Raw genomic sequence first — 21,518 nt, 5'->3', positions numbered from 1 at the left:
CGTGTCCGTCGCCCTCTGTCGATGGTCCGGTAGCTTTCCGTCAGTCGATATGCCGGTCGCTCCGCGGACGGCTGGTCTACGCGCATGGAGGTCCGGCATGACCACTCCCCGGTGGGTCCTGCATCTGCCCACGAAGCTGACCTCGCTCGATGAGGCGACCGCTCTGACCGAACGCCTCCGAGAAGCGTTGTCACACGTGGCAGTTATCGACTTCAATGCCGCAACGCTGTCGGAGAAAGACCGACTGATGGTCCGTCATCAGGTCTTCTGTGGCAGCGCGCTGCCCGGCCAAGGTTGCTGCACCCTCCGCCACGAGCACCCTGGCCCCTGCGCCGCGCCGTCCGATGCCCGGCAGGTGGCGGGCTGAGCGCAGGGCGACCGGTGGCCAGATCAGGCCGCCGGCGACGAGGTTCCGACCCTCAGATCAGGCCGCCCGCCGCGACCAGGTTCTGACCGGTCATCCAGCGGCCGTCCGGCCCCAGGAGGAACGCGACCACGTCAGCGACGTCGGCGGGCTGACCGAGCCGCCCCAGCGGGGTCATCTCCTCCGCCATTCGCAGCCCTTCCGCACTGTTGGTGCCGCGGAGCAGATCGGTGTCGGTGGCCCCGGGAGAGACCGAGTTGACCGTGATGCCCCGGCCGCCGAACTCACGGGCGGCCACCCGGGTGAACTGCTCCACCGCCGCCTTGCTGGCCGCGTACACGGCGACCCCGGGACCGGCCAGCACGGTGTTGCTGCTGGAGATGCTGACGATCCGGCCGCCGTCACGCATTCGTCGACCGGCCTGCTGGATGGCGAGGAAGACGCCCTTGGAGTTGACCGCCATGATCCGGTCGTAGTCCGCCTCGGTCACGTCGACGATCAACGCGGGCACCGCCGTGCCCGCGTTGTTGACCAGGATGTCCAGCCCGTCGAGGTGTGCATCGGCCGCCTCGAACAGAGAGACGACATCGGAGACCACCCCGAGGTCGGCCCGTATCGGGATGGCACGTCCGTCCGACTCCTCGGCCACCTGCTTCGCCGCGGTCTCGTCCTGCTGGTACGTGAACACGACGGTGGCACCATCCGCCACCAGTCGGGACACGATCGCCCGACCGATGCCGCGCGAACCCCCGGTGACGATCGCGCCCTTCCCATCGAGCTGTCCCATGGTGCCCCCGTTCCCCGTTGCTACTGGAACGTATCGATCTCATCACCGAAGGTGCCGGTGAGCAAGGGGGCAAGCATGGGTACGGCTGAGCCGGATCGATTTGACGAACCGGGCAAGAGCGGGCAACGTAGGGCAGGACGGCCGTTGACCTGCCCATCATTCCGACAGAACCCAGCCGTACTTCTGAAACCTCCCGCGTGGTGCTCGCAATCGGGTCTGATCAGCCTGTGCCGGGTGACCGCTACGAGAATCCACGAGGAGTTCCATGCTTACCTTGACCGAGAACGCCGTGCTCGTGATCCGAGATCTGACCGCCCAGCAGGCAGCGCCGGAAGGTGCCGGACTGCGGATCGCCACCGATCTGGCGGCCGGGTCGCTGACACTGGCGCTCGCCGAGCAGCCGGTCCAGGGCGACCAGGTGGTCGACGAGTCCGGAGCGCGCATCTTCCTGGACGCCGACGCTGCCCAGTTGCTCGATGACAAGGCACTCGATGCCGCCGTCGATGCCGAGGGCACCGTGCAGTTCGGCTTCGCGGAGAACCCACGCCCGGTGTGATCGGCCGGCTGGCCGCCCTGGACCGGGCGGCCAGCCGCCAGCGTACGGACACCACCCGCCGTCGTACGGCCACCAGCCGTCGTCGCGCCATTGTCGGTCCGCTACCGGGCTAATTCCCCGTTCCGCCGCCACCGCCGGCCTTGTCGGGCAGGCTCGGCGGTGACAGGGGTGGTGGCGGCTGTGCGGGTGGGACTCGACGTCACGCTTTCCGTCCCGACCGCACTGGTACGGGTCGGGGCAGCGGTGGTGGTTGCGCTGCCCGCTGTCGTCGTACGGTCAGCGGGCCTGGAGTTGCCCTCGGTGGCCGGCATGGTCGTCTTCGGTGCGGCGGTCCTCGCCTCGGTGGCGCTGCTCATGTGGGCCGCCGAGGTGGTCCGGGTAGATGTGCCGGGCACCGTCGCGCTGGCGCTGCTCGCGCTGGTGGCGGTGCTGCCCGAATACGCGATCGACATCTACTTCGCCTACCGTGCCGGCTCCCATCCGCACTACGCCGCCTTCGCCACGGCGAACATGACCGGGGCAAACCGACTGCTCATCGGGGTGGCCTGGCCGCTGCTGGTCGTCTTCGCCATCTGGGCGGTACGGCGGCGCGGGCGGCAAGGTGACCGCAACGCCGTACGACTTCGGCCCCACCGGCGCATCGAGATCTTCTTCCTCGCCGTGGCCACCGCGTACGCGCTGGTCATCCCGCTGACCCGGCGGCTGGCCTGGTACGACACGGTGGTCCTGGGTGGGCTCTTCGTGCTCTATCTCTGGCGGATCCGCCGGGTCGAACATGCCGAGGAGAACCTGGTCGGGGTGGCGGCGACCCTGGCCCACCAGCCGGACGTCCGACGGCGGATTACCGCCGGGCTGCTGTTCGTCGCGGCGGCGGTGGTCATCCTCGCCGCGGCCGAGCCGTTCGGCGAGTCCCTCATCGCCGGCGGCGTCTCCCTCGGTATCGACGAGTTCCTACTGGTCCAGTGGCTGGCCCCGGTGGCCTCCGAGGCCCCGGAGGTGATCGTCGCGGTCGCCTTCGCGCTGCGGGGACGCGCCGACGACGGCCTGGGGGCCCTGCTGGCCGCCAAACTCAACCAGTGGACCCTGCTGATCGCCTGCCTGCCGATCGCCTTCCTGCTCGGCGGCGGTGAGCTTGCCGGGTTGCCCCTGGACGCCCGGCAGGTCGAGGAACTCGTGCTCACCGTCGCGCAGACCGCGCTCGGGGTCGCGGTCCTGGTCGACCTGCGGATCACCCGGCTGGAGGCGGCGCTGTTGTTCGTCCTGTTCGCGGTCCAGTTCGCGTTCCCGACGCCGGCCATTCGTTATCTCATCGCCGCCGTGTACGTCGTACTGGCCGTCGGGCTGCTGATCCGCCGTCGACACCATCTGCCCGAGCTGCTCGCCGTAGCCCGCTTCGGTGTTAGGAAGGGCCCCTTCCAAGGCAGAATGCGATAAGAAGGGGCCCTTCCTAACACCTGAGGCAGGGGCGGGCGGGAATGAGTAGGGCTGATTCGGTCGACCTATTTGGCGGATTTCGCTGGGCGCAGAGTATGTCCATTATGGTCGGATGCAGCCATCTGACGGAACCTCGAGACCCCGGGAGCCGTGGCGGCAGGGCCAGCCGAGTTATCCGGCTCAGCCGGTAGCCGGGTATCCCGGCCAGCCGCAACATGGCTATCCGGCATCCGGACCGGTTGGTATGCCTCCGGTGGGTAAGCCCAAATCGGGCGGCAAGGGGCTGCTCATTGGGGCGATCACCGCCGTCGTGCTACTGGTGTTGTGCGGCGGTGTGGGGGTGGCTGGGGTGCTGGTGTTGAGGAACAGCGGCAGTGTCGGCAACGGGGGTGGCACGGTACGCCTGGAGGCGACCTCGGACAACGGCGACATTGCGCTCGTCGCCTGGAGGACCTCCAGCGACGCGGGAACGGAGCCGGGGGTGTCCAGCCCGTGGAGTAGGGAGATCGACATCTCCGGGGAGACTGAGGTGTCAATGACGGTCACCGACCCGGGGACCATCACCTGCAAGATCATTTTTGACGGTGTGGTCAAATCGGAAGAGCAGGTCACAGATGGGATCTTGCTCTGCTCTGCCCACCTGCAATAGCGGGGTACTGGTGCCGGCCGGATCGCGAAACGTCGCTGACCGGCCGGCGATGGCGCTTACCGAGCCCGGAGGTGGTGCTTACCGGGCGCTGGCGATGGTGCTTACAGGGCCTCGACGAAGTACGGTGCCACGGTCATCCAGCCGTTGCCGGCCGCACCGTTGATCCGACCACTGCTGGTCTTGGAGAGGGTGTACCAGGAGTCGACGTAGTCCGGGTCGTCGGTGTACCACGAGGTCGGAAGGGCGTCGAGGATCGCGTTCGCCAGCGGGATGTACACGCCACCGTCGATGATCGTCAGCAGGGCGGTGACCAGGGCCTTGACCAGAGCCTGGTAGTTGGTGTCGCCGTCGTCCTCCATCATCACCACGTCGGCCAGGTTGTACTTGTAGCCGTTGAAGTGGACCAACAGCTGGTTCGGGTAGTACGTCTGGTTGGCCTTGTCGAGGTACGGCATCTGCACGGCGTCGACCTTGACCTTGCCGTCGAGGCCGAAGCCGCCGACGAGGTTGAAGATCTCCGCGTTGCCCTTGATCCAGGGCTCCTTGACGTCAGCGACCTGGATCGCGGTGACCTTGGTGGCCCAGTAGCCGGTGGCGGTCGTACCCGCGCTGGTGGCGCTGGCGGTAGCCGAGGTGGTGGCGGCGCTGGCCGCCGCGCTGCCGATGCCGTTCGCGGTCAACGTGTCGCGAAGCAGGTCGAGGCCCATCGGAAGGGCCGTGGCCGTGTCCACCTCCACCACGAGGACCGGCCGCGCGGGCAGCCGTACCGGGTCCAGTTGGACGGCCCGGCCGGTCGGCTCGTACGCGGTCACGCTGGTGCTGGTGTCGTCGTTCGGGACGGCCGTGACGAGCGGCGTGGCCCCTCGGTCGAGGGCGGCGCGCATCTGCGGGTCGGCCAGTCGGAGCTGGAGCAGCGAGCTGCCGGTGCTGGGCAGCCCCTTGGCGGTCAGCACCTCCCGGTTGGCGATCTGTACGGCGGCAGCCAGGGACGTACCTGGTTCCGCGGTGGCGAGGTCGAGCGGGGCCCGGGTCACCGCTGGCACGATCCGGTGGCGGGCGCTCGGGTTGGCCAGTGTGCCGGCGACCTCCCGGGCGATCCGGTCGGTGATCGAGAAGACCTGGCCGGTGGTGGGGGCAGCGGCGGTGGTGGGGGCGGTCGTCGGTTGCCCGTGGCCCGGTCGGGCGTACGCCGGGGTGGCGACCGTTGTGGCCAGGGCAGCGGCCAAGCCCAGTGACAGGGTGGTACGGCGGAAGGTCCGCGATCGATACACGTGGTCTCCTCTGTGACTCGTGATGCCGGTCGTGCCGGCGCTCGGAGCGATTGAGGGACAGTGTTATATCGAAACTTGGGAGATCGTCAATGGCTGGTTCGAGTTGGAAGCCGGCGGCGGCGGGTGGCCGAGCAGGCCCTCCGCTGACAAATCATTTCCGTAATATATGGTTGATGTGCTCACGTAATCTGGGGGGCGAGGAGATCTCATGGCGGACTACGGTCACGACCTGCTGTTCGGCACCTTCCTGACGCCCACCGCCGAACAGGCGCAGCAGGTCGTCGAGCTGGCGCAACTCACCGAGCAGGTCGGTCTGGACCTGGTCAGCGTCCAGGACCACCCGTACCAGCCGAAGTTCCTGGACGCCTGGACGCTGCTGTCGGTCATCGCGGCCCGTACCACCCGGGTGACGGTGCTGCCCAACGTCGCCAACCTGCCGCTACGTCCGCCCGCAGTGCTCGCCCGGTCGGCAGCCAGCCTGGACATCCTCAGCGGCGGACGGGTCGAGCTGGGCCTCGGGGCCGGATCGTTCTGGGACGCCATCGCCGCCCAGGGTGGCCCTCGGCGTAGCCCGAGCGAGGCGGTCACCGCCCTCACCGAGGCGATCGAGGTCATCCGGGCGCTCTGGACCCCCGGCCACGGAATACGCCTTGATGGCGAGCACTACACCCTTCAGGGCGCGAAACCAGGCCCGTTCCCGGCGCACGACATCGGCATCTGGCTCGGAGCCATCAAGCCCCGCATGCTGCGGCTGACCGGTCGCGTCGCCGACGGCTGGCTGCCCAGCTCGCCCTACGTGCCACCGGAGCAACTGACCGCCGCCAACCAGCTCATCGACCAGGCGGCGACCGAGGCCGGTCGATCCCCAAGTGCGGTACGCCGGCTCTACAACATCGTCGGCTCGTTCAACGGGGACGGGCGCGAGTTCCTCCAGGGGGCACCCGCCGTCTGGGTCGAACAGCTCGCCGAACTCACCCTCGACCAGGGGGTCAGCGGCTACATCCTGATGGCCGAGTCCGCCGACAGCATCCGGCGGTTCGCCGCCGAGGTCGCGCCGGCCGTACGGGAACTGGTCGCCGCCGAGCGCGCGGCGGTTTCGTCGGTCAAGAGCGGATCCGGTACGCCGACCGAGGCCGTCACGGAAGTGCCCGGTACGCCTGCCGAGGCGGTCACCGTCGCACCGGCCCCGGCACCGGTCAGGCGCGCCGCCGAAGGGCTCGCCGTGACCCCGACCCCGGACGACGGCGTACGGTTCAGCGCTGAGCGCCCGTGGGACGAGAGCGACCGCCCGACGGGGCCGGACCCGGAGCCGGGCCGGCGGTACACCCGACACGAGCAGGCATCCGGTCAGCATCTCGTCGACGTGCACGACCACCTGCGCAGCGAGCTCGCCCAGTTGCGGGACATCGCCGACCAGGTGGCGGCCGGGGCGATGGACGTCGGCGCGGCCCGGTCACACCTGAACACGATGACGATGCGTCAGAATAACTGGACGTTGGGCGCCTACTGCGAGTCGTACTGCCGGGTGGTCACCACCCATCACACGATCGAAGACCAGGCGATGTTTCCGCATCTGCGGCGTGCCGACCCCCGACTCAAGCCGGTCATCGAACGGCTGGAGCAGGAACACCACGTCATCCACGGAGTGATCGAACGGGTCGATCAGGCGCTGGTCGCCCTGGTGACCGCCCCCGGCAACATGGCGGATCTGCGTGCCGCCATCGATCTGCTCACCGACACTCTGCTGTCCCACCTGTCGTACGAGGAAGGAGAACTGGTCGAACCCCTGGCCCGCCTCGGCTACCGCTGACCTACGCGTTCGAGAAAGGCGCGCCGGCGTGTAGTCGGGCGACCGAAAAATGCGCCGTCTGTTTGTCCAGCGTTACCTTCAGTCATCTGATCGCGGCCTGCCAGTGTCATTCGGTCTTTGAATCAAGATGGCTTGTAGACATTGTCCAGGTGCCATTCTAGGAATTCTCGGTGTGGCCTGTCTTGTCGTTGTTCGGGCACGCCGATCGGATCTCCTGCGCGTGAATAAAACTGCTCACCGTTTCCGAATTCGTTACGAAGCCGAGGGCTGACAAGCAGTTGATGCTTGAGGTCTATTCCCAGATATCCGAGGTCGTAGAGGGTGTGGATGTCTGATCGTAGGAGTATTCCGTTATCGATGCGGTGCTCGCCTCCGGCGGGAAGTGGGCGAATATGTGCTGCCTGTAGGACGGGCTGGATCTTGTCGCCGGTGATGGCGCAACGTCTGTTGTAGGCGCTAAGTATCACGGCCTTGAACGCCTGCTGTCCGAGGCGTGGAGAGGTCAGGCGGGGATTGCCATATACGGGTCCCGGTCGATGCCATGGTCCGCTTGGATCAACTTCTACGGCTATGCCTAGCATCTGGCTGAGGAGCACCTCGAAATACCCGGAGGAATCTTTCGAGATCTCGTACCCCTTGCCCTGAACGATGTTCGCCTTGAAGTCTGGGGGTGGGGCAGCATGTGTTCCGTCGGGAAAGAAGACGGGATCTTTCAGAAGGATGCACCCGATGACGGGGTCTTCGTCGGCGCGGATGGGTTCTCGGCGATATCGGCTGACTATTTGTCGCATGTCGTGGAGGCTGCTAACTCCGTTGCCTTCTTTGAATAGGCTCCACGCCTCAGAAATTCGCAACTGCGCAAAGCCGCTGTAGAAGCCGCCGCCGACTATTCGATTATGTGGGTAGTGGGTTTTGAAGAAGAAGGGCTCGCCTGTTTTGAGAACTCGAAACTCTCGGCCTCCGGCTGGGCGCCAGAAATTAATCTCCCTCAGCATAGTGTTGGCGGCAAGAAATCGAAACCACTTGTCATCAGTGACGCCGAGGTAGGCCTTCATGTTGTGATCTTGCATCTTCGGTGGCGAATGTTCAAGGGGCGGACGGAGCTTTTTCGCGCGCCGTGAAGGGAGGCCTCCTGGGGTGGTGGCCTCGGCGTGGTTCGTAGTTGGCGGCAGTGATCGCCAGTTGTACTTAGCCTCGGCCCTTCGTGCGCCCAGCTGACCTGGAGGTGAGTGTGTAGTTCATCTTGGGTCGTAAGCTCGTCGTCGCCTGCCGGTGGAAGTCCGGTCCGGGTAGCTGCCAGGAGGCCCGGTAGCAGGCTGGCGGCTCGGTCTGGAAACGGGTCGGGTCGAAGCCCAGCGTCGAAAGCCCTATTGGGGGAGCGACTGAGCGGTCCGTAGCATGACGCGAAGCCTGCGGCGTCGTTAGAGGTCTCGCCTGTTGGGGTGGGGCAGAGGGAGTGCCGAGCCCCCGAATTCAGGGTGAAGGCCATGGAAGCGGTGTAGCTCCTGGATTGCAGCCGCGAAGAACTCCCCGGCGTATGGGGCGCGGAACGTTCAGATGGTGGCGGCGGGAACTGGGGAGACCCTCCCCGGCCCGGCAACCTGCGGAGTGTTGCCGGAGCGTGGCGTCCTATAACCGATGATCTCGGGAAGGGGATTGCTGGCCGGGAGGGAGTCGGAGGCGGCCGTAGTACCGATCGAGCCGGACGGACAACACAACCGCCGGTGATGGGAAGGGCCGCTACTTCGTTGACGCGCCTGCTGTCTGGAGGAGCCCGGTGAGTGCCGGTCAGGCTAGTTCCACCGTTTCGGGATCGATCGTTGATCCGGTTCGAGCTTTGCAGCATGCGCTGTACCGGGCGGCCAAGGCCGATCCCGGGCGTCGGTTCCATGCGCTGCGAGACAAGGTCTTCCGCAGGGACGTCTTGTGGCGGGCGTGGGTCGCGGTGCGCCGTAACAACGGTGCGCCGGGCGTCGACCAGACCACTTTGGGCCAGGTTGAACAGTACGGGGTTGCCCGGCTGCTGGACGAGTTGGCTGACGAACTCAGGGAAGGACGGTATCGGCCGTTGCCGGCGCGTCGGGTGTTCATCCCGAAGCCTGGTAGCAGCGAGTTGAGGCCGTTGTCGATCCCCGCGGTTCGTGACCGCATCGTGCAGGCGGCGGTGAAGATCGTGCTCGAACCGGTCTTCGAAGCCCAGTTCCTGCCGTGTAGCTTCGGGTTCCGCCCGAAGCGGTCGGTGCACGATGCCCTGCAGGTACTCGTGGACGAGTCCTGGCGGGGTCGGCGGTGGGTGGTCGAGACGGACATCGCCAACTGCTTTTCGGCGATTCCGCATGAGAAGTTGATGCAAGCAGTTCAGGAACGCGTCTGTGACCAGGCCGTACTCAAGCTCCTGCGGGCGATGCTGCGCGCTGGGGTGATGGAGGACGGCCAGGTCCGGCGACCGGTCACCGGCAGCCCACAAGGCGGGGTCATCTCGCCGTTGCTGTGCAACGTCTACCTGCACCGACTCGATCGGGGATGGGACATGCGTGAGCACGGGGTGCTGGTCCGGTTCGCAGACGATCTGCTGGTGATGTGCGCCTCCCGGGCGCAGGCCGAGGCCGCGCTTCAGCGGCTTCGGCACTTGTTGGCTGAACTCGGCCTGGAGCCGAAGGAGGTCAAGACCAGGATCGTGCACCTTCAGGTCGGTGGGGAAGGGGTCGACTTCCTCGGCTTTCACCACCGGTTGGTGCGCGCCTGGGCCCGCACGGGAGGTAAACAGGTCACCTTCCTGGCCCGCTGGCCCGCGAACAAGGCTATGCAGCACGCCCGGGACCGGATTCGGCAGTTGACCGCCCGGTCCCGGCTGGGGCTGCCCGTGGAGTGGATCGTGGAACACATCAACGTGTTCCTGCGCGGCTGGGCCGGGTTCTTCAAGTACGGCAACTCGGCCCGACACTTCGAGAAGATCAGGTACTACGCGAAGATACGGCTAGCGCTGGTGATCGCCAAGCGGCACCAACGCAGCCGGAAGTTCGGCTGGCAGGTGCTGTCCTTCCAGTCGAGCAACGAGTTGGGCCTGATCGGCCTGGGAACCGTCGTCGCACCAAGGCCATTTAAGCCTTGGCGGCGGGATAAGCCGAATGCCGGCGGTGAACGACGTCGGTGAGCCGTGTGCGGGAGAACCGCATGCACGGTTCGAAGCGGCGGGAGCTGGAAACGGAGCACCACGGTCACGGCCACGGCAGTGGGACAGCCAGAAGGGAAACCGGTGGAATTCAAGGCTGCCGGGCCTACCACCACGACGTGCCACCGCGCCAGCTCCCGACCCTACGTTAAGGGCTGTCCAAGGAGTGGACCGGAAACGAAGAAGTGCCTTCTGATCAGGGAAAATAGGGCTTGTCGAGAGTCCTGTTCACCCGCCACGGAAGGCACTTGCTGAGTGAAGGCTACCGCAACACGTCCGAAGATCATGGTGACCGGTGGTGGGCGGGGCGTAGTCGGTCACGCCGGTGCCCGGCTGCTGACTGATCTGGCCGACGCTACCGGGCTGACCAGCGCGTTCGGTGAGGCCTTGGCCGGGCTGCGGCAGCGGCAGGGCGGGCACGACCCGGGACGGATCGCGGTAGATCTCGCGGTGATGCTCGCCGACGGCGGTGAGACCATCGCTGACCTGGCAGTCCTGCGAAACCAGCAGGCCCTGTTCGGGCCGGTCGCGTCCGACCCGACCGCATGGCGGCTGTTGTCGCAGCTCGACGACACGATGCTGGCCGAACTGCGGACCGCCCGGGCCCGAGCCCGTGAGATCGCCTGGGCTCAGCACGCCGACACCCACGGCGACCTGCCGCAGCCGATGGTGGCCGGCCAGCAGGTCGATAGTCTGGTCCTGGACATCGACGCCACCATCGTGATCTCCCATTCCGAGAAGGAATCGGCGACCCGTACCTGGAAGAAGACGTTCGGGTTCCACCCGTTGCTGTGTTTCCTGGACAACACCGGTGAAGCCCTCGCCGGCCTGCTACGGGAGGGCCGGGCCGGATCCAACACCACCGCCGACCACATCACCGTCCTGGACCAGGCCCTCGCGCAGATCCCCGACGCCCACCGGCACGGCACCCCCATCTTGCTGCGTAGTGACGCCGCCGGTTCCAGCCACGGCTTCCTCGCCCACATCCGCGGCCTGCGCGAGCAGCACCTCGACATTCGGTTCTCCGTCGGCGTCGCGATCACCGAACCCGTACGTGAGGCGATCCGGGCCGCGACCGGCTGGATCCCCGCCGTCGACACCGATGGTGACCTGCGTGAACATGCGCAGGTCTGCGAGATCACCGGCCTGTTCGACGCGGCCGGCTGGCCTGAGGGCACCCGCTTTGTGGTCCGCCGGGAACGCCCGCACCCTGGCGCCCAACTGTCGCTGTTCGACACCGTCGAGGGCTGGCGGCATCAGCTCGTGGCCACCGACACCCCACCCGGCAACGGCAGCATCCAGCACCTGGAGGCCCTGCACCGGGCGCATGCCCGCGTCGAAGACCGTATCCGTACCGGCAAGAACACCGGCTTCGGCCGGTTCCCGTCCCGGGTGTTCGCGATCAACCAGGCATGGCTGCAACTCGCCCTGACCGGCATCGACCTGCTCGCCTGGACCCAAGCCCTGCTCCTGGACGGCGACCTCGCCACCGCCGAACCCAAGAAACTGCGTTACCGGCTCCTGCACGTCGCCGGCCGGATCACCCGCACCGCCCGCCGGACCCGCCTGGCCATCGCCGCCAACTGGCCCTGGACCGATGCCCTCACCAGCGCATTCAACAGGCTCGCCGCACTGCCCCGACCCGCCGGCTGACCCCACACCCCCACGCCCGACCAACGCTCAACGGAGGAACCCGGCCCAGCGCCGGGCCCTCGGCATACCGGTGGAACCTCTCTAAACACCCGAATCGCCGCTCATCGAGCGCCAACTATGAGTCGACACTCAAGTGAAAGACCGAGGTTAGCGCCAGCCTGGCATCGGTTGACGTGCGGTGCTCGGCATGTGTTGGATGACGCTCGGCTGAGCTGGCCGTCAGCTCGCCCCCTGATTCGGCACATGAACGCCACGTTTTTGCGCTGACTGTAGGCGGAACGCTCTGCCTTGAGTTAAATCATGGTGAAACCGGATGGCTGTCTCCACTGGCCTTGTAGCACTGGTGGCCATACGTTGCCTGGTATCCCCGTGTCCAGCGATGCTGGACGGCGCAGGTCAGAGCTAATTCGGCTCGGCAACGAAGACACCCACGCCGTGGGCGCTTTCGACGAGCCCTTCCATCCGAAGGGCGTGCATGGCGTAGCGAATCACGGAGTCGGACACGCCATGTTCGGCCTTGAGCTGGGCTGTCGATGGCAGCTTGTCGCCGGGCTTCAGCTCTCCAGACTTGATCTGGCCACGGATGTGGTCGGCGAGCTTCTCCCACTTCGTTGCAGGCATGGGCACTCCTTGGTCTCCGTTGACCATGAGATCACGCTCGAACTTCAGGCTGCAAGTTGTCGGTACAGCGGACTAGTTGTGTTGACTTAAGCGAAGTAGTTCGCTTAAGTTCGACCCGCGAGGGCCTTCTTGGTCTCCAACCTCCGATGTCCTCGCACCTCCGGTCGGGGCGGGTGGCATGTGCGGGTCGCCCGTCCCGGCCCCCTAGTTCGTTGCTGTGCGCTGCCAATCCCGTCCCCCGGGGTTTCCTCCTGGCAGCGTGGGCGGCCCGGCCCCTGCGGCAGGGTGCCGGGCCGCCCCTTCATCCCCGATGAGCTGCGGAAAGGGTGGTCTGATCCCGTGGATGAGGTACGGAAGGTCGCGCCGGTCGAGTCGGCGCGGTACGTGGCACATCTGCCGTTCACGGCAGGTGACCTGAGTTCGGCGCTGATCTTCGCCAGGACCCTGGTGCGGTCGCTGGCGTTCCTGGACGAGTTGGACGGCGGCGAGGCCACCGTCACGTACGAGGACGAGCAGGACGTTCACCATCGGGTCTTCTGCTCCCAGTTGGTCGCCAACGGGCGGCGCTGCGAACGGCGACCCGACCATGAGGGGTCGTGCCAACCTCGGGGTGGGCTGCGATCGTGACCGAGCTGTTCTCGCCGCCCGTGGTGGTCTGTGACCACTGCGAAGGGCTGGCCAAGACATTGAACCTGTGCCGGTGTGTTGGTTGGGGCGACCGTTTTCTGATCGATGCGGAGGCTGACGACCAGGGGGCCGACGGTTGCGCCTATCAGGGGTGCGAGTTGTGCGGGGGCAGCGGCTACGTGGCCCAGAATTGCAGCTACTGCGGTCGGACAGGTCAGCGGCGGGCGCAACTGGTGCTGACGGTGGTCAACGTGGACACGGGTGCGGTGCGCTCGGCGAATGTCGTACCCGGTGGGGTGGAGCCACGACGCAACGCGGGCGGGCGGTGGGAGCTGGCCCTGTCGCCGATCGTCGCCGCCCTTGCCGCCGAGGTGGGTGCGGCCGAGTTCTGGGACGCCTATGACGCGCGTCGGCCCGTGACCGGAGAGAGCATCCTGCTGCCGACTGATTGGCGGCCGGACCTGCCGGTGGCGGACCGCTGGCGGTGGGAAGGGCAGGCGATAGCCCGGCACTCCTGGCATCCGTGGCGGCTCTGGTTCGGTCGGGTCGAGCCGGCACCCACTCGGGATCTGGACGCCGAGTTGGGTTGGCTGTGTCACCTGGCGGACCTGTGCTGCCTGGACCTGGTGGTGGAGGTCCGGCGGGTCCGGTACGGCCGGTTGAACTGGGACATTCGTTACGAGCTGCCCGGTGCTGGGGTGCCGGTCGGTCAGCGGGGTTGGGCCGACGATTTGCCGGCGGCGGTGGCGGCCACCACGATCGCGCATGCGATGTTAGGCCTGGCCGACCGGTCGCTGACCGCCCCGGCGCACTACCTGCGGCCGCATCGGCTGGACCGTTCCGGGCTGCCAAATGTGGACCTGGACCAGGTCGAACGGCGGGTCCACGCCGACCTGGACGGCCTCGCCGGCCCAGCGGCTGGCGCGCAGGCGATCTGGCGGGACGGCCGCTGGCAGCACACCCGGCTCTGCCCGGGTGACGTTACCGAGGTGCTGCGTGAGCAGAGCACCGGGCAGGTCGTCCGCGAGACCGTGACCGCGCTGTCACGGGCCTGGGAACCGCCCGCGCCGTTGTGGCGGGGCGAGCCGATTCCGTACGACCCGTGCCCGGACTGCGACCCGGCACATCGGCTTCGGCGCTGCCTCTGCACCCTGGGCGACCGGTCGCCTGATCCGGACTGCCCCGGCTGTCAAGGTCTCGGGGTGGCTGCGGAATCCGGGCCGTGCCACACCTGTCGGGGCAGCCGCCGGGTCTACCGGGGTGCGGTGGTGACGCTTACCGACGAGGCCGAGGGCATTCTGCACCTCAACTGGCTTTCCCCGGCCCGACCAGCCACCGCACCGCAGGTCGCGACCCAGCCGGGCGGAAAGCCGGTCTGCCAACTGCCCCGCCACTACCAGCTGCGGCACTGGGCCGCCGTGCTCCAGGCCCGACCGGTCGACCTCACCTATCTTGATGGCGGTCAGCCCGTTGGCCAGGACGTACGTGAAGGGATCGTTACCGTCGATCATCTCGGGGTCGACCCGTACGTGCAGTACATCGCCGACGCCAGCGGCCACCAACCCGCTGGCCGGGTGTTGATCAGTGTCGCCCGGCCACCGGCCGCGCGGCTGACCGAGCTGATCCGGCTCGCCCTGGGGCTGCACCAAACCCTGGTGGTCACCCTTGAGGATCACCGATTCAACGCTGACGACCCGCGCTGTGTTCACGGCGAAGGTTGGAACATCGAGATGATCGCGCCTGACCAGGCGATCGACGTCGACATGCGCCCCTACCGACCCAGCGTCGAAGCCGCCGCCGAATGCTTTCTCGAATACCTCGAAAACGCTATCCACGCGGCGGTGCCCACCGACCTGTACCAGGCCATCCGTGTCCCGCAGACCCCGCAGCCCGCGCCGCTGGTCGAAGACCCCGTGCCGTTGATCCGACGCCTCGGCCGACACCACGCCGGAGACCCGGTCAGCATCCGCTACCACGACACCGGATGCCAGCTCTACCTACACGAACGCGACACCGTCCGGCATCTCGCCACTGCCCGAACCGCTGAGATCGCCCTCACCGCAATCGGTCTTGGCCCGTTCTGATGTGGGATCGCCTGGACCGTCTTTCCAGCGGCCGGCTGGCCCGACCTCACCGGATCTCGTACTTGTTGTTCTTCTTGACTATCCGGCCGCTCGCCTCGAGTTTCTTGATCAGCGAGGTGCGCTTCCGCTTCTCGATGTGCGACTTGGTGATGCGCGCCAAGCGGGCGTCGTATTGCGAGACCGGCTTGACGTTCGCTTTGCGTGCCTTGACGTACGCCTCATGATCCTGGTGTCGGGCCATGGCGTCGGCGAGCGCCTTGAAGGCGTACTCGTCCATCTTCGCCTCCGTGCACACTGTGCCAGGGGGAGCCTGGGTCCTGACGAATTCGAACAGCGCCTTGTTGTGGTCGTCGGGACTGGCACCAGATCGGAAGAGGTCGTTGTCGTCCGGGGCGTTTTCCCAGGTGGTGACCGGCCCACCAACGACGGAGTACTCGATACTTCTAGGGATTATGGCCTTGCGCCACGAACCCTGGTCGGACGCGTAGTTGACGGTGAACTCGACGGTGGCCCCTTTGGAGGCGCGAAGGGCCTTCTCGTGCTTGCGCCAGGGGCCGGACTGCTGGTTGAACGACCACTGCGGCACGATGTTCTCGGAGATGTCATCTCCGCCCAACTCCAGGCCCATGATGTGGCCTCGGTCGGCACCTGCGCCGGCTAGTAGGTCCCGCCAGACGTCGCCGACGCTGATGTGCGGATAGTGCTTGCCGCTGGTCTGCTCGGCGTTGATCCGAGCGGCGCGGTACGCCTCCGCGAGCTGGACCATCGCCCACGGGGCCGGCGCGTCGGGCCGGCCCTTGGTGCCGGTCGGGGAAACAGTCCCGGCCACCTGCCTTGGTCTCCGGACGACAAGATCCCTGGCGTGGTAGGGGGCGGAATTCGTGGGGATCTTCGGTTCGTAGTGGGAGATGGTCGCAGCCTCGTCGGTGTAGGAGTTGGCGCGCTGGACCGCCAGCGGCCGATCCGGCGTGGCCCGGTCCGTAGCCCGTTCCGCAGGACCGCTTCCGCCGAGCAGGCGGGCGATTGCGGTGTTTCCGGCCGCGCGCTGGAGCGCCACCAACCGCGCGGCGGTGGCGGCGGCCGGCAGACCAGGGGGTACGACCAGCGAGGCAGGTGCGTGGGGGGTAACTGTCGGCGGACGGGGGTGTCGGTTCCGGTCGGCTGGCCCATCGGGCTTCTCGTATGCGTACAACGGGACCTCCCTGCTCGCCATCGGATCGAGTCTATGTCATTTGGGTAGCCAAGTCATTGCTTGCAGTGATTGGGGGTGAGTGGTGAGCGACCTTTGTCGAGCCACAGTGGGCTTCTTCAACCCTGGCCACGGCGGTAGGTTGATGGCGCGCATCGACAGAGGTCAGAAAGTGAGGAACGGTGCTGGAGCTGGCGAGTACGGCGGTGGCCACCGTGGCTGACCGAATTCTGGCCGTGGGCGATGCGCAGACCGCCCCGCTCACCGGGTCCGTTGTGGACCAGCTCTATGCCACTGTCGCCGTACGCCTGGGCGGGTCACCGATCGGCGGACGCTTCCTGCGGGCGCTGGAGACGTACCCTGCCGACCCCGCTGCTCGATGGGATGCCATACAGGCCGTGACCGCCGAGGCAGAGTCGGATGCCTGGTTCGCCAGTGAGCTGGGGCGGCTGGTCGCGGAACTGCCCACCACGGTGGTCGGCCATCCGGGCCAGTCAGCCAGTCATCCCACGCAGCCGATCAGTGATCCCGGTCAGGCGGTCAGCTATCCGGTCCCGCCGCCGGACCGGCCAGCCCGGCGGCCGAGGTTGCACCTGGGCGGGATCGTGGTGGGCGTCGCGCTCGCGGCGGTCCTGCTGGTGCTCGGTACGGCGCTCTACGTCAACCTTGTGGCACCCCGTCTCGGCCTGACCGAGGCGGACCGGCTGGACCGGGTGGCGGGAGAGTGGCGAGGCCAGGTCGGCGGCGGTCAACTCGTGCTCACCATCGGGCCCGATGGCGTGGCGACGGTGGCCAACCGCATCTGGTCCTGTGCGGGGGAGGTCACCTCTCCCGCCCGATCCGAATACACGATTCGAGTGGACTGTGGACTGATTGAGACCGCGCTGACGGCGGAACTGTCCCCGGACGGTGACCGGTTGACGCTCGATTGGCCGGGGCAGTCCGTGCGGGTTGTGCTCGACCGAACGTGAGTAACCGGTCGGCGAGTGGTAACTCGTCAGGCTGTGTCCCGACAGTAGAGTGTGGACACATTTCGACGACCACTGGGAAGGTGGGGAGCCATGCTCGACGTGGCGCGTACGGCAGTCGACGTCGTGGCCGACCGGATTGTTGCTGTCGGGACCGCTCACACCGCCGCACTCGGTGAGTCCACTGTCGATCGGCTCTACGGCGTTGTCGCTGTACGCCTGAGCGGGTCGCCGATCGGCGGACGTATCCTGCGTACGCTGGAGGCCGGACCTGCCGACCCCGTCGCCCGATGGGATGCCACGCAGGCCGTGGCCGCCGAGGCCGAGGCGGACGCCGGATTCGCCGATGCGCTGCGTCAGCTGGTCGGGCAGCTACCGATCGCTGCGGCGGCAGGTGATGGCATCCGGCCAGTCGACCGACCGGCGCGAGGTTCGGGGCTGAGCCAGACCGGGATCGTGGTGGGAATCGCCGTCGCGGTGGTCGTCCTGGTGGTCGGCGCGGCGCTGTATCTCAATGTCGTGGCACCCTACGTCGGTCTCACCGAGGGGGCCCGGCTGGACCGGGTGGCGGGTCAGTGGCACGGCCAGGACAGCGCCAGCCGAGTCGTGCTCACCATCAACTCGGATGGCACGGCAATGTTGAGCAACCGGAGCCGGTCCTGCGTAGGAGAGATCGACTCGCCCGCGCGATTCGAGTACACGATCAGGTTCGACTGTGGCTCGGACTCGGATGACAAGGCCACGCTGTGGGCAAACCTGCGTTCGTCCGGCGACGAGCTGACGATCAGGGAGGCGGGGAAGTCGGACTCGGTGGTGTTCGTCCGGGAGTAAGGACCGGCCCGTGGCGAGCGGCGTTGCGTCGGATCGTTGTGCCGGGATGGTTGCACCGTGGAAAACTGGGCGGGTGCACCGGCTCATGATCGTCGTCAGCTTGGTGCTGGGCGTCGTCGCCGGCACCACCACCCCGATCCCCGTCGCGGCGGCCGGGGCCGTCGCCGCCGCACCGACCGGGGTCGAGGTCTGTGAGATCGACGACGAGCGGCTTGACGAGATCTCCGGAATGGTGGCCACCAACAACGGCTACGTCGTCATCAACGACAGCTCGGACGTCGCCAACCGACGGCGGATCTTCTATCTCAACCGCAATTGTGCGGTGACCAGAACGGTCTCCTATCCGTCCCGCCCCCGCGATTCGGAGGACTTGGCGCTCGCCTCGGACGGCACCCTGTGGGTCGCCGACGTTGGCGACAACGACGCGGCACGGGAGACTGTCGCGCTCTGGAAACTGTTGCCGGGATCGACATCGCCCGTGATCCACCGGCTCAGCTATCCGGATGGTGCCCGCGACGCCGAGGCGCTGCTACTGACCGGCGACGGTACGCCGATCATCGTCACCAAGGACCCCTTCCGCCCCCGGCTGTACGCGCCAGCGGAACCGCTACGCGCCAACAAGACCGTACGGCTGACGGCGGTTGGCGAGTTCCGGTTGCCGACGAGCCGGACGAGTAATCCGTTCGGGTTGGCTGGCCGGTTCGTGGTCACCGGTGCGGCCACTGCGGCGGATGGCACCCGGGTGGTGCTGCGTACCTATGCGGACGCGTTCGAGTTCAAGGTGGCCGACGGCGATCCGGTCAAGGCGATTACCCAGGGCAAGCCAACCGCGGTTCCATTACCGGACGAACCGCAGGGGGAGTCGATCAGCTACACCCCGGATGGGCGATTTCTGGTCACCGTCTCCGAAGTCAGCGATGCGCCAGCCGGTACCAGGCCGGTCATCCGGCGTTATCCGTCGGCGGTACCTGCCGGGCCGGCAAGTGCGGCGCCGACCGGGCCGGGGCATGCCGTGCCCACCGGGCCGGCTCAGGCTGCCCCCACTGCATCGGCGTCAGAGCGGACGGCGGTGCTGCCGAGTGCTGCCGCACGGGAGTCGGACGACGCGACGCGGGCGGGTCGACGGGCGTTGCTCGGCGTGGTCCTCTTCGCTGGCGTGGCCGGGGTGGTCCTCGTCATGGTTGGTGGTGCCGCTCGGCTACGTGACCGCCGCCGACCCGGATGAGCTGTCGACCCGAGGAAGTTGCCGAGCCGAATGAGCTGTCGACCCGGATGAGTTGAGTCCGATACGGGCGATCTTTGCGTAAGGCGAAAGTTATTCAGAGATATCGGCCTGTGTCCATGATTGTACAGGTGTGCCATCTGGTCTCAGGGGTTAGCGGCTGGCTAACCTATCGATGTAAATAGGTATTGATCATGTTCGAGTTCTCTTTCCTCGCTGATCAGTACTTTCGCCGCAAAACCCGTTGGTCCTGGGCCGTCCATGGCCCGCCTCAGCAAGGAGTGGCAGCATGTCCGAATCCAGTAGCGCCCAAGCGAAGCACAGTGCCGACGAACAGCCGCCGGCCAGCGCCGCTCCGGACGAGGTAGGCGCCGAGTTCGTCCCCGCGACCTCCGCTGGGATGCCCCCCACCGCGCAGACCTTCTTCGCCGTGGTCACCGCCGGCGGCGCCCTGGTCCGGGGCTTCGGGGTGGTCTCCTCGGCCCGGCTGAGCACCGGGACGTACCAGGTGGTCTTCAGCCACGACGTGACCGGCTCCGCCTACATCGGCACCCTCGGGCTGCCCGGGAACGTCGGCACCTCACCCTCCGGTGAGATCGCTGTGGTCGGCCGCTCCGGTGTCGCCAATGGTGTCTTTGTCCAGACCTTCACCTCGGCAGGTGCGGCAGCCGACCGCGCCTTCCACCTAGCCGTCCTCTCCTGACCGCGCCCAGCACCCGCAGGAGATGACCGCCGGTGTCGGTTCCCGGGACCTACCCCGGGGGCCGGCACCGGCCCACCCGTCCAGGCGTCGGGGACGTCCCTGGCCCGTGTGCGCTGTCTCCGAGAATGTCCCCGGCCTGTGGCAGCATTCCCGGGTGCTGATCCGTCGATGTCTGCTCGCCGCGTCCGGCGGCTTCACCGTCATCCACGTCACCGGATTGCTCTTCAACGCGCCGATCCTCCCGTACGCCGAGGTGCTGGCCTGGGGGGCGCTGGTCGGCTACGCGGTGCTCGCCGGACGTACCGCCCCCGCCCGGGTGCGCCTCGCGTTGCTCGGCGGTCTCTCCGCGCTTGGGGCCATCGCTCTGGTCGGCTACCTCCAACCGGCGGAGGCTGACCAGGGGCCCACCAGATTCCTGTCGACTGCTGATCGGAACGCGTCCGCTTGGTTCTCCTATTCTCCGCTGGCGGATGCGTCGGTACCCGGTCCGTTCGAGTCGATGGGGCTCCGTCCCTGGCAGTTCCTCCTGATGGTGGCCGGCTACGCCGCCCTGAGCGTCGCGGTGCTCGCGGCACCGGCCCGGCGATCGCCCCGGGCCGCCCGGATCGGCGCGCTGGTCGGGGCGGGCCTTCTGCTCGTTCACGTGGGACTGATGGCATGGAGCAAGTTCGAGGGCCGGACCGAGTGGAAAGGTTCGGTTCTGGGGCTGCTGTTGGCGCTCGTTCTCGCCGGGGCGGCGTTCGTCGCAGCCGGTGCGGCCCTCGGTCGGGGTGGTCAACTACTGTCCGGCCTGGGCCTGGCGTTCACCACGCTGGCCACCGTCGAACCGCTCGACGAGACGCTGTTGACCTGGGACGTGCGGTATCCCGATCCGGGGGACGTGTCAGAGGTCTACCTCGCCAGCGCCGTCCGGGTGGCGGGCACCGGTCCCGGGCTGGGCGACATCGGGGATCCGGCCCAGGCCGGGACCGTACTCGCCCTGTTGGTCGGCGTCACCATGATCGTCGTGGGTTGCCTGTGGAAGGTCGGTCGGGGTGACCCGCCGCAGGACGCCACGGCGGGGTGATCGGCATTACCGTCCCGGCTGCGCCCCATGGTGCGTAGGTTGCGCTCTCGCCGGGTATGTGGCCAGGCATGGAGCACTTCACTATCGCCACAGTCGCCGAGAAGAGTCCGGATTTCCGCCGGGTCCTGTGGACCGGTGAACACACCCAACTCGTCATCATGACCATCCCGCCCGGCGGCGAGATCGGTGAGGAGGTGCACGAGGGCACCGACCAGATCCTCACCTTCGTCAGCGGCACGGGCGAGGCCCGGGTGTCCGGCAAGAAGAAGGCGGTGGCCCAGGGGGATCTCGTCGTCGTTCCCGCGGGCACCAAACACAACTTCGTCAACACCGGTCCCAACCCGCTCGTCCTCTACACCGTCTACGGACCGCCGGAGCATGCCGACCAGGCGGTGCACAAGACGAAGGAGCAGGCCGACGCGGCCGAGGAAGCAGGCAAGGACGAGCCGCCGACCTCCTGAACACTGGAATCCCGGGTGGAGGGCTGAGCGGGGCAGAACCGGGTAACCGG

The 21,518-nt window shown here is 67.3% G+C and carries 20 protein-coding genes; 15 read left to right on the top strand and 5 right to left on the bottom strand.

Translation table 11 applies throughout. The features are described from left to right. The first annotated feature begins 97 nt into the window (after positions 1-97). Positions 98-367 carry a hypothetical protein gene (locus FHR38_RS07770; protein WP_184534034.1) on the top strand — a complete coding sequence of 90 codons (270 nt, stop codon included), beginning with the start codon at positions 98-100 and terminating at the stop codon, positions 365-367. Between the two features lie 52 nt (positions 368-419). On the opposite strand, the gene FHR38_RS07765 is transcribed toward FHR38_RS07770, so the two are convergent. Continuing rightward, positions 420-1,151 (bottom strand): SDR family oxidoreductase, encoded by a 732-nt coding sequence (locus FHR38_RS07765; RefSeq protein WP_184534033.1) that lies wholly within the window; start codon positions 1,149-1,151, stop codon positions 420-422. 265 nt (positions 1,152-1,416) lie between these two features. On the opposite strand from FHR38_RS07765, the gene FHR38_RS07760 reads away from it, so the two are divergent. The 3 genes from FHR38_RS07760 (at position 1,417) to FHR38_RS07750 (ending at position 3,790) form a co-directional block, all read left to right on the top strand. Beyond that, complete coding sequence (locus FHR38_RS07760; RefSeq protein WP_184534032.1) at positions 1,417-1,707, top strand: adhesin; 291 nt, start codon at positions 1,417-1,419, stop codon at positions 1,705-1,707. A 159-nt stretch (positions 1,708-1,866) separates the two neighbouring features. Then, positions 1,867-3,141 (top strand): calcium:cation antiporter family protein, encoded by a 1,275-nt coding sequence (locus tag FHR38_RS07755; protein WP_312881948.1) that lies wholly within the window; start codon positions 1,867-1,869, stop codon positions 3,139-3,141. Between the two features lie 253 nt (positions 3,142-3,394). After that, entirely contained in the window at positions 3,395-3,790 is a 396-nt protein-coding gene (locus FHR38_RS07750) for a hypothetical protein (RefSeq protein ID WP_184534031.1), read from the top strand. A gap of 101 nt (positions 3,791-3,891) precedes the next feature. Here the strand turns inward: FHR38_RS07750 and FHR38_RS07745 are convergent, their stop codons facing one another. Further along, on the bottom strand, positions 3,892-5,061 hold the full coding sequence (locus tag FHR38_RS07745) for a DUF3103 family protein (protein WP_312881947.1): 1,170 nt from the start codon (positions 5,059-5,061) through the stop codon (positions 3,892-3,894). A gap of 208 nt (positions 5,062-5,269) precedes the next feature. Here FHR38_RS07745 and FHR38_RS07740 point away from each other — a divergent pair, with 208 nt between their 5' ends. Beyond that, positions 5,270-6,871, top strand: a complete 1,602-nt coding sequence (locus tag FHR38_RS07740; protein WP_184534030.1) for an LLM class flavin-dependent oxidoreductase — start codon at positions 5,270-5,272, stop codon at positions 6,869-6,871. Positions 6,872-6,993: 122 nt separating this feature from the next. Here the strand turns inward: FHR38_RS07740 and FHR38_RS07735 are convergent, their stop codons facing one another. After that, positions 6,994-7,926, bottom strand: coding sequence for an HNH endonuclease (locus FHR38_RS07735; RefSeq protein ID WP_184534029.1), 933 nt, complete (start codon positions 7,924-7,926; stop codon positions 6,994-6,996). Between the two features lie 782 nt (positions 7,927-8,708). Here FHR38_RS07735 and ltrA point away from each other — a divergent pair. Next, entirely contained in the window at positions 8,709-10,025 is a 1,317-nt protein-coding gene (gene ltrA / locus FHR38_RS07730) for a group II intron reverse transcriptase/maturase (protein WP_246446378.1), read from the top strand. 273 nt (positions 10,026-10,298) lie between these two features. Beyond that, a complete protein-coding gene (locus FHR38_RS07725) occupies positions 10,299-11,696 on the top strand; it encodes an IS1380 family transposase (RefSeq protein ID WP_184534027.1) in 1,398 nt (465 codons plus the stop codon). Between the two features lie 402 nt (positions 11,697-12,098). Here FHR38_RS07725 and FHR38_RS07720 read toward each other — a convergent pair whose 3' ends face one another. Next, positions 12,099-12,317, bottom strand: a complete 219-nt coding sequence (locus tag FHR38_RS07720) for a winged helix-turn-helix domain-containing protein (RefSeq protein ID WP_184534026.1) — start codon at positions 12,315-12,317, stop codon at positions 12,099-12,101. 339 nt (positions 12,318-12,656) lie between these two features. On the opposite strand from FHR38_RS07720, the gene FHR38_RS07715 reads away from it, so the two are divergent. Both FHR38_RS07715 and FHR38_RS07710 read left to right on the top strand, forming a co-directional pair. After that, positions 12,657-12,944 (top strand): hypothetical protein, encoded by a 288-nt coding sequence (locus tag FHR38_RS07715; RefSeq protein WP_184534025.1) that lies wholly within the window; start codon positions 12,657-12,659, stop codon positions 12,942-12,944. Beyond that, positions 12,941-15,028: a hypothetical protein gene (locus FHR38_RS07710; RefSeq protein WP_184534024.1), complete on the top strand. Its 2,088-nt coding sequence runs from the start codon at positions 12,941-12,943 to the stop codon at positions 15,026-15,028. The genes FHR38_RS07715 and FHR38_RS07710 overlap by 4 nt, the downstream gene beginning before the upstream one ends. 46 nt (positions 15,029-15,074) lie before the next feature. On the opposite strand, the gene FHR38_RS07705 is transcribed toward FHR38_RS07710, so the two are convergent. Continuing rightward, a complete protein-coding gene (locus tag FHR38_RS07705) occupies positions 15,075-16,241 on the bottom strand; it encodes a hypothetical protein (RefSeq protein WP_184534023.1) in 1,167 nt (388 codons plus the stop codon). A gap of 191 nt (positions 16,242-16,432) precedes the next feature. Here FHR38_RS07705 and FHR38_RS07700 point away from each other — a divergent pair, with 191 nt between their 5' ends. The 6 genes from FHR38_RS07700 to FHR38_RS07675 all read left to right on the top strand — a co-directional run bounded on the left by FHR38_RS07700 (position 16,433) and on the right by FHR38_RS07675 (position 21,468). Beyond that, positions 16,433-17,188, top strand: a complete 756-nt coding sequence (locus tag FHR38_RS07700) for a hypothetical protein (RefSeq protein WP_184534022.1) — start codon at positions 16,433-16,435, stop codon at positions 17,186-17,188. A gap of 90 nt (positions 17,189-17,278) precedes the next feature. Beyond that, complete coding sequence (locus FHR38_RS07695) at positions 17,279-18,016, top strand: hypothetical protein (protein WP_184534021.1); 738 nt, start codon at positions 17,279-17,281, stop codon at positions 18,014-18,016. Between the two features lie 85 nt (positions 18,017-18,101). Then, complete coding sequence (locus FHR38_RS07690; protein ID WP_184534020.1) at positions 18,102-19,241, top strand: hypothetical protein; 1,140 nt, start codon at positions 18,102-18,104, stop codon at positions 19,239-19,241. A gap of 286 nt (positions 19,242-19,527) precedes the next feature. Next, entirely contained in the window at positions 19,528-19,941 is a 414-nt protein-coding gene (locus FHR38_RS07685; protein WP_184534019.1) for a hypothetical protein, read from the top strand. A gap of 154 nt (positions 19,942-20,095) precedes the next feature. Continuing rightward, complete coding sequence (locus FHR38_RS07680; protein ID WP_184534018.1) at positions 20,096-21,007, top strand: hypothetical protein; 912 nt, start codon at positions 20,096-20,098, stop codon at positions 21,005-21,007. Between the two features lie 68 nt (positions 21,008-21,075). Further along, positions 21,076-21,468, top strand: coding sequence for a cupin domain-containing protein (locus tag FHR38_RS07675; protein WP_184534017.1), 393 nt, complete (start codon positions 21,076-21,078; stop codon positions 21,466-21,468). Positions 21,469-21,518: the final 50 nt, after the last annotated feature.

This window comes from Micromonospora polyrhachis, assembly GCF_014203835.1.
GTDB lineage: Bacteria > Actinomycetota > Actinomycetes > Mycobacteriales > Micromonosporaceae > Micromonospora_H > Micromonospora_H polyrhachis.
The sequence above is the reverse complement of the archived record's forward strand: the minus strand, read 5'-3'. Positions and strand labels throughout refer to the sequence as shown.

Coding starts and splice junctions, on each gene's coding strand:
- FHR38_RS07770 (WP_184534034.1), top strand. CDS start 98: ATGACCACTCCCCGGTGGGTCCTGCATCTGCCCACGAAGCTGACCTCG.
- FHR38_RS07765 (WP_184534033.1), bottom strand. CDS start 1,151: ATGGGACAGCTCGATGGGAAGGGCGCGATCGTCACCGGGGGTTCGCGC.
- FHR38_RS07760 (WP_184534032.1), top strand. CDS start 1,417: ATGCTTACCTTGACCGAGAACGCCGTGCTCGTGATCCGAGATCTGACC.
- FHR38_RS07740 (WP_184534030.1), top strand. CDS start 5,270: ATGGCGGACTACGGTCACGACCTGCTGTTCGGCACCTTCCTGACGCCC.
- FHR38_RS07735 (WP_184534029.1), bottom strand. CDS start 7,926: ATGAAGGCCTACCTCGGCGTCACTGATGACAAGTGGTTTCGATTTCTT.
- FHR38_RS07720 (WP_184534026.1), bottom strand. CDS start 12,317: ATGCCTGCAACGAAGTGGGAGAAGCTCGCCGACCACATCCGTGGCCAG.
- FHR38_RS07705 (WP_184534023.1), bottom strand. CDS start 16,241: ATGGCGAGCAGGGAGGTCCCGTTGTACGCATACGAGAAGCCCGATGGG.
- FHR38_RS07695 (WP_184534021.1), top strand. CDS start 17,279: ATGCTCGACGTGGCGCGTACGGCAGTCGACGTCGTGGCCGACCGGATT.
- FHR38_RS07690 (WP_184534020.1), top strand. CDS start 18,102: ATGATCGTCGTCAGCTTGGTGCTGGGCGTCGTCGCCGGCACCACCACC.
- FHR38_RS07685 (WP_184534019.1), top strand. CDS start 19,528: ATGTCCGAATCCAGTAGCGCCCAAGCGAAGCACAGTGCCGACGAACAG.
- FHR38_RS07675 (WP_184534017.1), top strand. CDS start 21,076: ATGGAGCACTTCACTATCGCCACAGTCGCCGAGAAGAGTCCGGATTTC.